The 14,914-nt window shown below is 72.5% G+C and carries 13 protein-coding genes; 8 read left to right on the forward strand and 5 right to left on the reverse strand.

The features are described from left to right. Window positions 1–296 precede the first annotated feature (296 nt). A complete protein-coding gene (locus tag CF165_RS33800) occupies window positions 297–1,013 on the forward strand; it encodes an adenosylcobinamide-GDP ribazoletransferase (RefSeq protein WP_093951711.1) in 717 nt (238 codons plus the stop codon). A 125-nt stretch (window positions 1,014–1,138) separates the two neighbouring features. Further along, window positions 1,139–1,825 (forward strand): helix-turn-helix transcriptional regulator, encoded by a 687-nt coding sequence (locus CF165_RS33805; protein WP_240521917.1) that lies wholly within the window; start codon window positions 1,139–1,141, stop codon window positions 1,823–1,825. Here the strand turns inward: CF165_RS33805 and CF165_RS33810 are convergent. The 5 genes from CF165_RS33810 to CF165_RS33830 form a co-directional block, all read right to left on the reverse strand. Next, window positions 1,809–2,165, reverse strand: coding sequence for a VOC family protein (locus CF165_RS33810; protein WP_093951643.1), 357 nt, complete (start codon window positions 2,163–2,165; stop codon window positions 1,809–1,811). The genes CF165_RS33805 and CF165_RS33810 overlap by 17 nt on opposite strands. An 80-nt stretch (window positions 2,166–2,245) precedes the next feature. Further along, window positions 2,246–3,262: an Rv2231c family histidinol phosphate aminotransferase CobC gene (gene cobC / locus CF165_RS33815; protein ID WP_093951644.1), complete on the reverse strand. Its 1,017-nt coding sequence runs from the start codon at window positions 3,260–3,262 to the stop codon at window positions 2,246–2,248. Further along, window positions 3,255–4,586 (reverse strand): cobyrinic acid a,c-diamide synthase CobB, encoded by a 1,332-nt coding sequence (locus CF165_RS33820; protein WP_093951645.1) that lies wholly within the window; start codon window positions 4,584–4,586, stop codon window positions 3,255–3,257. Before CF165_RS33820 ends, cobC begins: the two co-directional genes overlap by 8 nt. Continuing rightward, complete coding sequence (gene cobO / locus CF165_RS33825) at window positions 4,580–5,194, reverse strand: cob(I)yrinic acid a,c-diamide adenosyltransferase (protein WP_093951646.1); 615 nt, start codon at window positions 5,192–5,194, stop codon at window positions 4,580–4,582. Before cobO ends, CF165_RS33820 begins: the two co-directional genes overlap by 7 nt. Further along, a complete protein-coding gene (locus CF165_RS33830) occupies window positions 5,194–7,137 on the reverse strand; it encodes a putative cobaltochelatase (RefSeq protein WP_093951712.1) in 1,944 nt (647 codons plus the stop codon). The genes cobO and CF165_RS33830 overlap by 1 nt, the downstream gene beginning before the upstream one ends. A 67-nt stretch (window positions 7,138–7,204) precedes the next feature. Between CF165_RS33830 and cbiE the strand changes: the two genes are divergently transcribed. From cbiE to CF165_RS33860, 6 genes are all read left to right on the forward strand, one after another. Next, entirely contained in the window at window positions 7,205–8,389 is a 1,185-nt protein-coding gene (gene cbiE / locus CF165_RS33835) for a precorrin-6y C5,15-methyltransferase (decarboxylating) subunit CbiE (protein WP_093951647.1), read from the forward strand. 61 nt (window positions 8,390–8,450) lie between these two features. Beyond that, window positions 8,451–9,212: a precorrin-4 C(11)-methyltransferase gene (gene cobM / locus CF165_RS33840; RefSeq protein ID WP_093951648.1), complete on the forward strand. Its 762-nt coding sequence runs from the start codon at window positions 8,451–8,453 to the stop codon at window positions 9,210–9,212. Beyond that, complete coding sequence (locus CF165_RS33845) at window positions 9,209–10,225, forward strand: Gfo/Idh/MocA family protein (protein WP_093951649.1); 1,017 nt, start codon at window positions 9,209–9,211, stop codon at window positions 10,223–10,225. Before cobM ends, CF165_RS33845 begins: the two co-directional genes overlap by 4 nt. Then, entirely contained in the window at window positions 10,222–10,941 is a 720-nt protein-coding gene (locus tag CF165_RS33850) for a cobalt-precorrin-6A reductase (RefSeq protein WP_093951650.1), read from the forward strand. The genes CF165_RS33845 and CF165_RS33850 overlap by 4 nt, the downstream gene beginning before the upstream one ends. Next, entirely contained in the window at window positions 10,938–11,597 is a 660-nt protein-coding gene (gene bluB, locus CF165_RS33855) for a 5,6-dimethylbenzimidazole synthase (protein WP_093951651.1), read from the forward strand. The genes CF165_RS33850 and bluB overlap by 4 nt, the downstream gene beginning before the upstream one ends. Window positions 11,598–11,615: 18 nt before the next feature. Next, window positions 11,616–14,705, forward strand: coding sequence for an arabinosyltransferase domain-containing protein (locus tag CF165_RS33860; RefSeq protein WP_093951652.1), 3,090 nt, complete (start codon window positions 11,616–11,618; stop codon window positions 14,703–14,705). The last annotated feature ends 209 nt before the right edge of the window (window positions 14,706–14,914 follow it).

The raw sequence follows: 14,914 nt of genomic DNA on the forward strand, positions 1-14,914 counted from the left end.
GCTTACCGCAGCCCCGCCGGGTGCCTGCCTTGCCGCGCAGAGGAGCCGGACCCAGCTCTGCGGAGACCCCCGAGGCCAGGAGCGAACATCCTTCGGTCCGGCGAAGTCGCCGACTGCGGGCCGCGCACTCGGCTCCTGCGGCCGACCGGACCGGCCGCCTCACAGCAGCCTCCGCACTCTGCGGAGAGGGTTCCGGCAAAGTCGCGTATTCGCTGGTCAGGGGCCTTCTCGGGCAAATTTGCCGTCGGCCTGCCTGTGGACAGCCCGACGTGAGCCGCTGGGTCGATGCCGCGCGGATGGCCGTCGGGACGCTGACCACCGTGCCCGTCCCGGCGCCGCGCGTCATCGACCGGTGGGTGGCCGGGCGCGCCATGGTGCTCGCGCCGCTCGCGGCGATTCCCCTGGCCGCTGCCGCCGGGGGGATCGTCTGGGCGGGGTCCGCCGCCGGGCTGCCCGCGCTCGCCACCGCGGCGCTCGCCCTCGGTGCCGTCGCGCTCGGCAGCCGGGGCCTGCACCTCGACGGGCTCGCCGACACCGCCGACGGCCTCGGTGCCTCCTACGACCGCGCCAAGGCCCTCGACGTCATGCGCCGCGGCGATTCCGGTCCCACCGGGGTCGCGACCCTGGTCCTGGTTCTCCTCCTCCAGGTCGGCGCCTTGACCGCCGCCAATCCGCTCACGGCGGCCGCGGGCGTGCTCGTCGGCCGCTGCACGCTCTCGATGGCGTGCGCGCGGGGCGTTCCGCCGGCGCGGCCGGAGGGGCTGGGCGCCACCGTCGCCGGCTCGGTTCCGCGCACTGCCGCGCTCGCCGTCGGGGTCGCCGCCGCCGCGCTCGCCGTGCTGCTGCCCGGACTGCCGTGGTGGCGCGGGCCGCTCGCGGTCCTCCTCGCCTACGGCGTCGCCGGAGCGCTCCTGTGGCGATGCACCAAGCGGCTCGGCGGCATCACCGGCGACGTCCTCGGCGCCGGTGTCGAAGCCGCCGTCGCGTCCGCCCTGCTCGCGCTGTCGACCTAGCCCGCCGCCCGGCGTCACCCTGAAAAGAGGCCACCGCCGACCTGGTCCGGCGCCGGCCACTCGACGGACTCAAGCAGCTCTGCGAGTAACCGAAACTGTCGTACCCCCTCCTTACCTTGATCCGTGTGAACCGAACCGATCGTCTCTACGCCCTCGTCGAAGAACTGCGCGCCGTCGCGCCGCGGCCACGCAGCGCGCGCTGGCTCGCGAACCGGTTCGAGGTCAGCGTCCGCACCGTCGAACGGGACATCAGCGCCCTGCAGCAATCCGGCACGCCGATCTACGCCGAGACCGGCCGCACCGGCGGCTACTGCCTCGACAAGGCGCACACCATGCCGCCGGTCAACCTGACGCCCGGCGAGGCCGTCGCCATGGCGCTCGCGCTGAGACACCTCGAGGCCACCCCCTTCCGGGCGGAAGGGCGCTCGGCGCTGCGCAAGCTGGTCGCCGCGATGCGGCGGGAGGACGCGGATGCGGCGCAGGACCTCGCCGCCTGTGTCCACCTGCTCGGCGACGGTCCCATCCCGCCGATGCCGCACGTGCTCGGTATCCGCCGCGTGCTGCGCATCCGGTACGCCGACCGCGAAGGCACCGTCACCCGGCGGGAGGTCGAGCCGCTCGGCTATGTCGGCAAGCCCACGCACTGGTACCTCGTGGCGTGGTGCCGGCTGCGCCGGGAGATCCGGGCGTTTCGCACCGACCGGATCACCTCCTTCACCGTGACCGCCGAGGTGCCGCCGCTTCGCCGGCTTCGGCCGGAGGACCTCGAGATCCCGTACGGCGACGTCCATCAGCTCACTTTGGCGGGGTGAACACCGAGAAGTGGTTGCCCGCCGGGTCGAGCACGTGCGCGAACGTCACGCCGACCGGGTTGACGCTCGGTGGCCGTTGCACCCACCCGCCGGCTTTCTCGACCTGGCGGCAGGTGGCGTCGACGTCCTCGACCAGCACGGTGAAGACCGCGTAGTTCTCCCGGCCGGTGAACAGGCCGCCGCGCGAGCCGCCGGTGTCGATGACGCGGTAGGCGGTATCGGTGCTCGCCGCGTCGTCCTGCGCGACGGTCCAGCCGAAAACCTCGCCGTAGAACTGTTCGGCGGCCGCCGGATCGTCGGTGCCGATCTCGAACCAGGCCACGTCGTTGAAGCTGGGCATGTCGTTCCTCTCGCTGCCACGCCGGGCGTTTCCCGGCTCCGCCCAGTTTCGGCGGCCGTGGCGACAACCCCCTGTCGGTGTTACGAGAGTTTTCGCAACGCGGTCAGGAACGCGTCCGTCGTCACGCGGTCGCGGACCGCCAGCCGCAGGTGGTCCGGCCCGAGCCCGGGGAACGTGTCTCCTCGCCGCACTGCGTAGCCCGCTTCGCGCAGGCGCGTTCGCAGAGACGCGCCATCAGGAACGCGTACCAGCACGAAGGGTCCACGCGGATCGCCCAGTACGTCGACGCCCTGCGAAGCCAGGCCCGACACCAGGTATTCGCGGTCTGCTTCCGCGGCCACCGCCAGCTTCTCCGCTTCCTCCAAAGCGGACGGACGGCAGCACGCCACCGTCGCCACCCCGGCCAACGTGGACACCGACCACGGCACCTGCACCGCCCGCAGCCGCTCGACGACGTCCGCCGCCGCGAGCACGTACCCCGCCCGCAGCCCGGCCAGGCCCCACGTCTTGGTCAGGCTGCGCAGCACGACGACACCCGGGTGGCCGGCGGCCAGGCTCTCGACCTCGCCGGGTACCGCGTCCAGGAACGCCTCGTCGACCACGAGCAGCCGGTCAGGACGCGTCAGGGAGAGCAGCGACGACGCGGGATGCAGGACCGACGTCGGGTTGGTCGGATTGCCGACGAACACCAGATCGGCATCGGCCGGGACCAGCGCCGGATCGAGGACGAAACCGTCCGCCTCGGACAGGATGACGCGCGAGACCGCGTGCCCCGCCGCCCGTAGCGCCGCTTCCGGCTCGGTGAACTGCGGGTGCACGACTACGGCGTGCCGCGGCCGGAAAGCCGAAGCCAGCAGCGTGAACGCCTCCGCGGCGCCCGCGGTGACCAGCACTTCCGCAGGAGAACGGCCGTGGCGAGCAGCGACGGCCCGCACCGCATCCGAAGTGGACGGGTAAGCGGCGAGGGAGTCCAACGCGGACGCCAGCTCCGCCCGCAGCCACGCGGGCGGCCGCGGCAACCGGACGTTTACGGCAAGATCGACCAGCCCCGGCCCGACCTCACGATCACCATGGTGGTGCAGGTCGTAGTCAGCCATACGCCCGGACTCTCGCGGCGAACCGGTGCGCCAGCTCGGAGTACCCGGCCCAGTGGACGTGCAGGTAGGACGCGTGGAGCGTCAGCGACGCGAAGCCGTCCAGCTGCCGGTCCCAGCCCCAGGCCGCCGAGGCGCCGTGCGACGGCGTCACCTCGGTGCGGTGGAATTCGTGCCCGGTGACGCGCTGACCGGCCGTCGTCAGCAAGTTGTCCTCGACGGCGACCGCTCGCCGGTAGCCGAGCTTCCCGCGGGCGGTCATCTTGGCGTCCGCGGGAACCGCGCCGACCATCGGCACGCCGTCCAGCGACTGGCACAGGTACAGCAGACCCGCGCACTCGGCGCTCACCGGCATCCCGCCCTGGATGGCCGAAGCCACCGCGGAACGCAACGCCGTGTTCGACGACAGCTCGGCCGCGTGCACCTCGGGGAACCCGCCGCCGAAGTACAGACCGGCACACCCTTCGGGCAAAGCCTGATCTCGCAACGGGTCGATGTCCACGACCTCGACGCCGCAGGCGGCCAGCAGCTCGATGTTCTCGGTGTAGCGGAAGGTGAACGCGGCGCCGCCCGCGGCCGCGACCGTCACCCGTGGACCGTCCACACCGGACGGTTCCCACGGCGGCGCCGAAAGCCGCGGCGCCCCGGAAGCGATCCGGACGATCGCCTCGATGTCGACGCCGTCGGTCACCCACGCGGCCAGCTCGGGCAGCACACGCTGCGCCTCCGCGGCCCGTTCCGCCGCCGGGACGAGCCCGAGGTGCCTGCTCGGTGCGTGGATCTCTTCGTTGCGGTACAACGCACCCAGCAGCGAGACGCCGGTGGCTTCCAGCGCGGACGCGATTTCGTCGAGGTGCCGCTGGGAGCCCAGCTTGTTGAGGATGACGCCGGCGAGCCGCACCCGGTTGTCGTAATGGGCGAACCCCAGGACCGTCGCAGCAACACTGCGCGAAGCCGCCGAAGCGTCGACGACCAGCACCACCGGCGCGTCCAGGACACGGGCCACGTGTGCGGTCGACGCGTAGCCCTCGGTGCCCAAAGCCCCGTCGAACAGGCCCATGACGCCCTCGATGACGGCGATATCGGCGCCGTGGGAACCGTGCCGCAGCAAGGGAACCAGCCGGTCCTCGCCCTGCAGGAACGGGTCCAGGTTGCGCGCGGGACGTCCGGTCGCGAGGGCGTGGTAGCCCGGGTCGATGAAGTCGGGACCGACCTTGTGCCCGGAAACGCGGTGCCCGGCCGCCCGAAGCGCCGCCATCAGCCCGGCGGCGATCGTGGTCTTGCCGTGCCCGGAACCGGGCGCGGCGATGACCACGCGCGCTACCACTCGATCCCCCGCTGGCCCTTCTGGCCGGCATCCATCGGGTGCTTGACCTTGGTCATCTCGGCGACCAGGTCGGCCGCTTCGACGAGCTCCGGCGGCGCGTACCGGCCGGTGATGACGACGTGCTGATGCCCGGGCCGCGAGACCAAAGTGGACACGACGTCGTCCACTTCGAGCCAGCCCCACTTGAGCAGGTAGGAGAACTCGTCGAGGACGTAGAAGCCGTGCGTCTCGGCGGCGAGCCGTCGCTTGATCTCCGCCCAGCCTTCACGCGCGTTCTCCGCGTGGTCCTCGTCGCTGCCGGACTTGCGCGCCCAGCTCCAGCCTTCGCCCATCTTGTGCCACTCGACCGGCCCGCCCTGGCCGGTGTCGTCGTGCAGCTTCCCCAGCGCGCGGAACGCGGCTTCCTCGCCGACGCGCCACTTCGCCGACTTGACGAACTGGAACACGCCGATCGACCAGCCCTGATTCCAGGCGCGCAAGGCCATCCCGAACGCGGCCGTCGACTTGCCCTTCATCTCGCCGGTGTGCACGGCGAGCAGCGGGCGGTTGCGGCGCTGGCGCGTGGTCAGGCCGTCTTCCGGCACCACCGACGGTTTTCCCTGCGGCATCAGGCAGCCCTTCCGGTCCGGGCGCGGACGGCGTCCGCCAGCGATTCGGCGGCGACGCCGGCGAGGGGAACGTGCTCCGCGCCGAGGTGGGTGGCGAGGTCGGCGGCCAGCCCGAGCCGCATCTTGCCACTCTCGCAGTCCATCACGACGGTCGTGACGCCGCCGAGCAGCCCGGCCGCGGCCCGGGCGCGCGCGACGGCGTCCGGGCCACTGGTGGCGCGCCCATCGGTGACGACGACCAGCAACGGCCGCCGCCGCGGGTCACGGATTTCTTCGACGCGCAGTACCCGCGCGGCTTCCAGGAGCCCTTCGGCCAGGGGTGTCCGGCCACCGGTCGGGAGACCTTCGAGGCGGGACGCGGCCGCGTCGACGCTGATGGTCGGCGGCAGCGCGAGTTCGGCCGCGTCGCCGCGGAACGTGACCAGCCCGACCTTGTCGCGGCGCTGGTAGGCGTCGAGCAGCAGCGACAGGACCGCGGACTTGACCTCGCGCATCCGCGCCTTCGCGCCCATCGAGCCGGACGCGTCCACGCAGAACAGCACGAGGTTGCCTTCGCGGCCTTCGCGCAGCGCGAACCGCAGGTCCTCCGGCCGCAGCTTCAGCCCGGCGCCGACCCGGCCACGGGCTTTCTGGTGCGGCGCCGCGGCTTTCACGGTCGCGACGAGGTGGGGCCGGCCTTCGCGGACCCTATCCGGCTGGACGCCGATGGTCCGGCCGCTGTCGGTGATCGCGCGCGAACGGCGTCCGCGCTCGCCCTCGCCCATGCCCTTGACGCGGAACACGCGCGCTTTGAAGGTCTCCCCCGCGCCGACGGTTTTCTGGCTGCCGCCGCTCTGCTTCGGTTCGCCCTGCGGCGCGTTTTCGCTCCCCTGCGGCTCGGGTGCCTCCGACGGCGCCGAGCCCGAGCCGGGACCGTCGTCCTCGGGTCCCGGGTCCGGTTGGGCGTCCTGCAAGGCCTGCTCCAGCTGCTCTTCCGAGATGCCCGGCGCGTCGAACGGGTTCCGGCGGCGCCGGTGCGGCAGCGCGAGGCGCGCGGCGACGCGGACGTCGTCGGTCGTGACCTCGTCACGGCCGGCCCAAGCCGCGTGGGCGACCGCCGTCCGTGCCGTGACGATGTCCGCGCGCATGCCGTCGACCTCGAAGGACGCGCAGATCTCGGCGATCCGGCGCAGCGCCTCGTCGGGGAGCTTGACGGCGGGCAGAAGCCGTTGCGCCGCTTCGATGTCCGCGGCGAGCTGGGCGTCTTCGGCGGCGTACTGCACGGCGAAGGCGTCGGGATCGGCTTCGTAGGCCAGGCGGCGCCGGACGACCTCGACGCGCTGCTCCGGATCGCGGCTGGAGGCGACCTCGACGGTCAGCCCGAACCGGTCCAGCAGCTGCGGCCGCAGCTCGCCCTCCTCCGGGTTCATGGTGCCGATCAGGACGAACCGGGCCGCGTGCGACACCGAGACGCCCTCGCGTTCCACGGTCGCGCGGCCCATCGCGGCGGCGTCGAGCAGGGTGTCGACGAGGTGGTCGTGCAGCAGGTTGACCTCGTCGACGTAGAGCAGTCCGCGGTGCGCGGCGGCCAGCAGGCCCGGCTGGAAGTCCGTCACGCCTTCGGCCAGCGCGCGTTCCAGGTGCAGGCTCCCGATGACGCGGTCTTCGGCGGCGCCGACCGGGAGTTCCACCAGCTTCGCCGGACGGCGGTGGCTCTTCGCGCCGTCGTGCGGGCCGTCCGGGCAGAGCGGGTCGGGGGCCGCGGGATCGCAGGAGAACCGGCAGCCGTCCACGACGTCGACGCCCGGCAGCAGGCCCGCGAGCGCGCGGACCATGGTCGACTTCGCCGTGCCCTTCTCACCGCGCACCAGCACCCCGCCGACGGCGGGCGAAATCGAGGAGAGGACCAGGGCGAGGCGCAGGTCCGGCAGCCCGACGACGGCGGTGAACGGGTACGGCTTCAACAGCACTCCTGAACTCGGCGACCGGCCGATCATCGCACAGCGCCCGCCTCGCTTAGGGTGGGAAATCGTGCGCGAAGAATCACGTGGATCGGCGGTGGAGCCAGGCTCCGCGAACCGCCTGACCGTGGTCGGGATCGGGGCCGACGGCTGGTCCGGACTGGCGGAGCAGGCGAGGGACGCGGTGCTGGCCGCCGACGTCGTGCTGGGCGCGCCCCGGCAGCTGGGCTACCTGCCCGACGGGGTCACGGCGCAGGCGTGGCCGACGCCGTTGCTGCCCGGCCTCGACGCGGTGCTCGCCGAGCACGAAGGAGCCCGGATCTGCGTCCTGGCCAGCGGAGATCCGTTTTTGTCGGGGGTCGGCACTACGCTCGTGGCCCATGGATATGAGGTCGAGGCGCTGCCCGCGGTCTCGTCGGTGACGCTGGCCCGGGCACGGCTGGGCTGGTCCGCCGAGGAGGCCGAGGTGGTCACCATCGTCGGCCGGTCGTCGGCCCGCGTCGCCCGGGTGCTGGCGCCGCGACGGCGAGTGCTCGTCCTGGGTGCCGACGCGCCCGCTTTGCGCTCCCTGCTCACCGTGCGGGGTTACGGCGAGAGCGAATTGATCGCGTTGGAGAACCTGGGCGGGCCCGACGAGCGCATCTCCGACGGCTGGGCCGGCGATCCTGGACCGCTGACGGTGTTCGCGCTGGAGTGCGTGGGCCCGGCGTTGCCGCTGATCGGCGTCCCGGACGACGTGTACGCCCACGACGGGCAGCTGACCAAACGCGACCTGCGGGTGTCGGCGCTGGCCCGCCTCGCGCCGAGTCCCGGCGAGCTGTTGTGGGACGTCGGCGCGGGCGCGGGCAGCGTCGGCATCGAGTGGTCGCGGCTGCACGGGCTGAACCGCGCGATCGCCATCGAGCGCTCGGCGGAACGGGCCGAACGGATCGGACGGAACGCGTTGGACCTGGGAGTACCGGAACTGGAGGTGGTGACCGGGGAAGCACCGGAGGCGCTGAGCGCGCTGCCCGCGCCGGACGCCGTCTTCATCGGCGGCGGGGTGACGGCGCCGGGAGTACTGGACGTGTGCCTGGCGACGGGCGCGCGGGTGGTGGCACACGGCGTGACGCTGGAGGCCGAGCAGGTCCTGGCGCGCGCGTACGAGCAGCACGGAGGGGAACTGTTGAGGATCGGCGTGGAGCGGGCGGCCCCGCTCGGCGGGTTCACCGGCTGGACCCCGGCGCGGACGGTGACCCAGTGGAGCAACCGATGACCGGCGTGCGAGGTGGGACGGCGGCCACCGGCGGCCCGTCGCGCACCCCGGAGCGCGGCCGATGACCGTGCACTTCGTCGGCGCCGGGCCCGGGGCCGCGGACCTCATCACCGTGCGCGGCCGGGACCTGCTGGCCCGCTGCGGGGTCTGCCTCTACCCCGGCAGCATGACCCCGCCCGACCTCCTCGCCCACTGCCCGCCCGGCGCCGAGGTGGTCGACACCGCCGGCCTGAGCCTCGAACAGATCGTCGCCAAGCTGGTCGAAGCGCACCGGGCCGGCCACGATGTCGCGCGGCTGTGCTCCGGTGATCCGTCGCTCTACAGCGCCGTTGCCGAGCAGATGCGGCGGCTCGACGCCGCCGGTGTGCCGTACGAGGTCGTCCCCGGCGTGCCCGCCTTCGCCGCTTCGGCCGCCGTGCTGAAGCGGGAACTCACCGTGCCCGAAGTCGGGCAGAGCCTGGTGATCACCCGTGTCCAGGCGCGATCCACGAAGATGCCCCCCAACGAAACCCTCGCCGCCTTCGCCGCGACCGGGGCCACGCTCGCGCTGCACCTGGCGATCAACCACGTCGAGCGGGTGACCGAGGACCTGACACCCCACTACGGCGAAGACTGCCCGGTCGCCGTCGTCGCGCTCGCGACCCAGCCCGGCGAAACCGTGGTGCGCGGCGTGCTCGGCGAACTGCCGATGCTGGTCCGCGAAGCCGGGATGACGCGCGCCGCCACCATCTTCGTCGGCCGGGTGCTCGCCGCCACGGACTTCCCCGACAGCTTCCTCTATTCCAGTGCCCGCGACCGGGCGAACCAACCGGAGTCGTTGTGACCGAACTTCGCTGGGGCCTGCTGGCCGCCGGGACCATCGCCGCCCACTTCGCCGCGGGCGTCGAGGAGAGCAAGCACGGCAGGCTGGCCGCCGTCGGCGCGCGGGATGCCGACCGGGCGCGGGAGTTCGCCAACCGCTTCGACATCCCGAAGGCGTACGGAAGCTACGAAGACCTCCTCGCCGACCCGGACGTCGACGCCGTGTACGTCTCGACGCCGCATGCGATGCACAAGGAATGGGCCATCGCCGCCGCCGAAGCCGGCAAGCACGTGCTCTGCGAAAAGCCGCTGACGGTCACCGCGGCCGACGCCGAGGAGGTGATCACCGCCGCGCGCAAGCACGACGTCTTCCTGATGGAGGCGTTCATGTACCGGCTGCACCCGCAGACCCGGCGGCTGGTGGAGCTGATCTCCTCCGGCGCGATCGGCGAGGTCCGGGCGGTCGACACCACGTTCTCCTTCGACAGCAACCCGGAGGAGACCGCCCGGCTCGCCGATCCCGCGCTCGGCGGCGGCGGAATCCTGGACGTCGGGTGCTACTGCACGTCGCTCGCCCGGCTGGTCGCCCAGGCCGCGACCGGGCAGGACGTCGTGGAGCCGTCCGAGGTCAGCGGGATGGCGCACCTGTCCGCCACCGGCGTCGACGAGTGGGCAACCGGCCTGCTGCGGCTGCCCGGGGACATCCTCGCGACGATCTCGTGCGGGATCCGGCTGACCCGCGAGGACGGCATCCGCGTCTTCGGCTCGCGCGGGCAGCTCCACGTCCCGCGGCCCGCGTGGATCCACCCGCTGCGCGGGCCCGGCGTCTCGCAGATCGTCCTGACCCCCGCCGACGGCGAGCCGGAGGTCATCGAGGTCGAAGCCACCCAGGGCGTCTTCGCGCGCGAAGCGGACCACGTCGCCGCGCACGTCGACGACCGCCAGGCGCCGGAGCTGACCTGGGCGGAGACCCTCGCCAACATGCGCACGCTGGACCGCTGGCGCGAAGCCGTCGGCTACGGGCGTCGCCCGTGATCCTGATCCTCGGCGGAACCGGCGAAGCGCGGCAGCTCGCCGAAGCGCTGACAAAGCGCGAAGTCCGCGTTGTCTCTTCGCTCGCAGGACGCGTCGCCCGGCCGAGGCTCCCGGTCGGCGAAGTACGCGTAGGCGGCTTCGGCGGTCCCGAAGGCCTCGCGCTCTACCTGCGCGAAAACCGGATCGAAGCCGTCGTGGACGCCACGCATCCCTTCGCCGAGCGGATCGGGACCAATGCGGCCATGGCGGCCGAACTGACGAAAACGCCTCTCCTGCGGCTCGCCCGGCCGGGCTGGCAGCCGGGGCCGGGAGACGTCTGGCACTGGGCGGACGATCTCGCCGAGGCCGCGCGGATGCTCCCCGCCCTCGGCAAACGCGTCTTCCTCACCAGTGGCCGCCAGGGCCTGCCCGCCTTCGCGCACCTCGACGGCCTGTGGTTCCTGATCCGCTGCGTCGACCCGCCCGCGCCCCCGCTGCCCCGCCGGCACGAGCTGATCCTGGCCCGCGGCCCGTACGAAGTGGCCGCCGAGCGCGAGCTGCTCAGCCGGGTCGACGTCCTGGTCACCAAGGACTCCGGCGGCGCGCAGACCAGTGCGAAGCTGACGGCGGCGCGGGAGCTGAACGTCCCCGTCCTGGTGATCAGGCGGCCGGAACGCCCCGGCACCGAGACCGCCGAAACCGTCCCCGAAGCCGTCGAATGGGTCCTGCGCAGATGATCGAAGAGTTCTACGAAGTCCTGCGCAAGCGGCGGGACGTCCGCGGCGAGTTCACCGGCGAGCCCATCCCCGAAGCCACCCTGACGCGGATCCTCGAGGCCGCGCACGCCGCGCCGAGCGTCGGGCTCACGCAGCCGTGGGACTTCGTGCTGGTCGACGACGTCGAGACGCGCCAGAAGTTCGCGAAGCACGTCCACGAGGAGCGAGAGGTCTTCGCGGGTCAGCTCGGCGAAGACCGCGCGAGCACCTTCGCGAACATCAAGATCGAGGGCATCCTCGAGGCGAGCCTGGGCATCGTCGTCACCTACGACCCGGCGCGCGGCGCGCCCGACGTGCTCGGCCGGCACGCCATCGCCGACGCCGGCCTGTACTCGGTCTGCCTGGCGATCCAGAACCTCTGGCTGGCGGCCACCGCCGAAGGCTTCGGCGTGGGCTGGGTGAGCTTCTACCGCGAACCCTTCCTGAACGAGCTGCTCGGCATCCCCGACGGCATCCGGCCGGTCGCGTGGCTGTGCGCCGGCCCGGTGAGCCGGCTCGAGACCGTGCCGGACCTGGAGCGCCACGGCTGGCGTAGCCGCCGTCCCCTGACCGCGGCGGTCCACCACGGACGGTTCACCCCGCGTGACCCGGGGGCTGCGTCAGCCGCCGCCGTCTGACCCGTTAGCGTTGCGCCGATGCGTCTGATTGCCGTAGCGCTGGGGCTGCTCTCGGCCTTGTGCGCGCTGGCTTTCCCCTTCCTGCCGGTGGTGCAGGACACGGCGGAGGTCGTCTGGCCGACCGGCAGCGACACCCGCTCCGTCAACGCGCCCTTGACCGGTTACTGGGCCCAGGACCTGCGCGCCGAACTGCCGTGCGCGGCCATCCGCTCGGTCGACGCCCGCACGAACGGCCCGGGCCTGCTGCTCGCCACCGCGCCGGACGGCCGCACCGACCCGAAGGCCGGCAACGGCGTCGGCCTGCAGCTGCGCGTCGACAACGGCGTGCTGCTCGCCTCCAGCCAGGGCCAGCAGATCGCCCAGCAGCCGCTGCCCGCCGAGAAGTGCGACGTCGAGCTGGACGTCGACGCGACGCAGATGACCCTCGCCGTGGCCGGGACGCCGATCTTCCACGCGGGCGGCGACGTCCGCCCCCGCGTGATCGGCATCTACTCCTCGATCAACTCGAGCAAGGACCCGATCGCCGGCCTGCACGTCTCGGTCGTGCCGGACACGCGCTACCAGACGTCGCCGACCGCGTTGAAGATCATCGTCGGCGTGCTTGCCGTGCTTTCGCTGATCGGCTCCCTGATCGCGGTCTGGCACCGCGACTCCGGCTTCGCGAGACGCGCGCCGCGCTGGGCGCCGGTCGGCTGGTGGCGGCTGACGATGCGGGACGTGACGGTGATCGCCGCGCTCGGCGCGTGGGTCTTCATCGGGCCGGTGACGTCGGACGACGGCTACATCCTCACGATGGCGCGGGTCACCGAGGCGACCGGCTACCTGACGAACTACCACCGCTGGTTCGGCGTCGCCGAAGCGCCGTTCGGCTGGTTCTACCACGTCTTCGAGCTGATGACGCACGTCAGCACGGTGCCGCCGTGGATCCGGCTGCCGTCGTTCCTGCTCGGCGTGCTCAGCTGGCTGCTGATCAGCCGCGAGGTGATGCCGCGGCTCGGCACGCAGATCCGCACCAGCCGCCCGGCCAGCTGGGCCGCCGCGACGGTGTTCCTGATCTGGTGGATGCCCTACAACAACGGCGTCCGCCCGGAACCGGTGGCCGCGCTGGGCTCGCTGCTGGCGATCTGCGCGGTGGAGCGTGCGCTGGTGACGCGGCGGCTGCTGCCGCTGTGCCTCGGCCTGACCGCCGCCGGGTTCACCCTGGCCGCGACGCCGACCGGGCTGATCGCGGTGGCCCCGTTCCTGGTCGCCGCGCGCCCGCTGTTCAAGCTGATCCGCCAGCGCGCGACCGAGAACGGCTGGATGCCGGTGGTCGCGCCGGTCGCCGCGGCCGGGCTGCTGGTGCTGGTCGTGGTGTTCGCCGACCAGACGTTCGCGACGGTCCAGGAAGCGACGCGGATCCGCACCCAGGTGGGCCCGAACCTGTCGTGGTTCCAGGAGCTCTCGCGCTACCAGCTGCTGTTCGAAAGCCTGCCGGACGGCTCGGCGCCGCGCCGCTTCCCGGTGCTGCTGGTGCTGCTGTGCACCGGCACCTGCCTGGTGATGCTGCTGCGCCGCGGCCGCATCCCCGGCGCGGCGCTCGGCCCCGCGCGCCGCCTGATCGGCACGACGGCGCTGTTCTTCCTGCTGCTGGCCCTGACACCGACGAAGTGGACGCACCACTTCGGCGCGTTCGCCGCGGTCGGCGCGTCGATGGCGGCGCTGACCGCGCTCGCGACCGGCTCGACGGTGCTGCGGTCCAGCCGCAACCGCGCCGCGTTCCTCGCCGGGCTGCTGGTCGTCGCCGCGCTGGCCGCGACCGGGCCGAACACCTACTGGTTCGTCTCGCGTCTCGGGGTCCAGTGGACGAACGTGGCGCCGTCGGTCGGCGGCATCCCGCTGTCGACGATCCTGCTGGTGGGCGCCGGGATCGCGGGGGTGTACGCGTTCGTCGAGAACGTCCGCGCGCACCGGCCGGGGCTGCCCGCGCAGGTCCAGGAGGGCAAGCGCCGCGCGCTGCGGCTCGGGTCCCTGTCGCTGGTGGTGGTCTGTGGCCTGGTGGCGGCGGGCGAGTTCGTCACGATGGCGTGGGCGATCCACAACCAGGCCGGCAGCTACAGCCTGGGCGCGGCGAACGTCGGGCACCTGTTCGGCAAGAGCTGCAACCTGTCCGACCACGTGATGGTGGAGCGCGACGCGGCGACGAGCATCCTGCACCCGCAGCCCGAGCAGCGGACCGTTCCGGTGAAGCCGCAGGAGACCTCACCGCTGCCCAACCCGGACCAGGACAACGGCCGTGTCCAGACCGGCTTCCACACCCGCCCGGTCGACGACAAGGACCCCCTGGCCGAGCCACCGCACGGGTTCACCCCGGAGACCGTGCCGATGTGGTCGAGCTACCTCGACCCGGAGACGCGGGCGGGCCGGCTGCGCAGCGACTGGTACGCGCTGGCGGAGAAGCCCGCGGACGGCCAGATCGTGGTGGCGACGGCGGGTGCGCCCCGCCGTCCGACGTCGGTCAGCCTCGACTACGGCGTCGACACCCCCGACGGCGTGAAGATCCTGCGCAGCCAGTTCATGCTGCCGCCGGGCTCGGGTACCGGCGGCTGGAACGACACCCGCATCAACCTGCGCGACCTGCCGCCGGAGACGAACGCGGTCCGCATCAACATCGTCGACAACGACCTGACGGAGGACGGCTGGATCGCGGCGTCGGCCCCGCGCGTCCCGACGTTCACGACGCTGACGGACCGGATCGGGTCGAAGCCGGTGTACGTCGACTGGCCGGCGTCGTTCGTGTACCCGTGCGTCCAGCCGGTGACGTCCCACGACGGGATCTCGCAGGTCCCGGACTACCGCATCACCGCGGGCGGCCTGGCGGACGAGGCCCAGTGGGCGTCCTCGACCAACGGCGGCCCGATCGGGTGGCTGGAGGAGCTGGCCGAGGAGCCCGAAGTGCCGAGCTACCTGATCGGCCAGCCGAGCCAGTCCTGGGGACAGCTGCTGCAGATCGAGCCGTTCACCGAGGGCATCGCGCCCACGATCGTGCACGGGGAGAAGACGGTGCCGGGCTGGTGGTCTCCCGGGCCGGGGCCCCGCCAGCCGAACGGCAAGGACCCGACGCGGTGACGGCTCGCCGTCGCCCGTTCGGGTGAAGCCGCTCTACCCTGAGTGGAGCAAATCGTGGGCCAGCGATTCCTGTCTTGTTAACGCGATTAATGCGTGAAGAATGCACCGCCCGAAATATCCGTTACCGGCATCGACTCGATCACGAAACTGGTCAGTTCCCCTTCCCGGAACTATTTTTCCTTTCGCCCCGCCGACGTTGCCGGGGCACT

It is taken from the genome of Amycolatopsis vastitatis (assembly GCF_002234595.1).
Classification (GTDB): Bacteria; Actinomycetota; Actinomycetes; order Mycobacteriales; family Pseudonocardiaceae; genus Amycolatopsis; species Amycolatopsis vastitatis.

What these genes read in the sequence shown, in the direction of transcription:
- CF165_RS33800 (WP_093951711.1), top strand. Translation starts at nt 297, where the DNA reads ATGGCCGTCGGGACGCTGACCACCGTGCCCGTCCCGGCGCCGCGCGTC.
- CF165_RS33810 (WP_093951643.1), bottom strand. Translation starts at nt 2,165, where the DNA reads ATGCCCAGCTTCAACGACGTGGCCTGGTTCGAGATCGGCACCGACGAT.
- cobC (WP_093951644.1), bottom strand. Translation starts at nt 3,262, where the DNA reads ATGGCTGACTACGACCTGCACCACCATGGTGATCGTGAGGTCGGGCCG.
- cobO (WP_093951646.1), bottom strand. Translation starts at nt 5,194, where the DNA reads ATGCCGCAGGGAAAACCGTCGGTGGTGCCGGAAGACGGCCTGACCACG.
- cobM (WP_093951648.1), top strand. Translation starts at nt 8,451, where the DNA reads ATGACCGTGCACTTCGTCGGCGCCGGGCCCGGGGCCGCGGACCTCATC.
- bluB (WP_093951651.1), top strand. Translation starts at nt 10,938, where the DNA reads ATGATCGAAGAGTTCTACGAAGTCCTGCGCAAGCGGCGGGACGTCCGC.
- CF165_RS33860 (WP_093951652.1), top strand. Translation starts at nt 11,616, where the DNA reads ATGCGTCTGATTGCCGTAGCGCTGGGGCTGCTCTCGGCCTTGTGCGCG.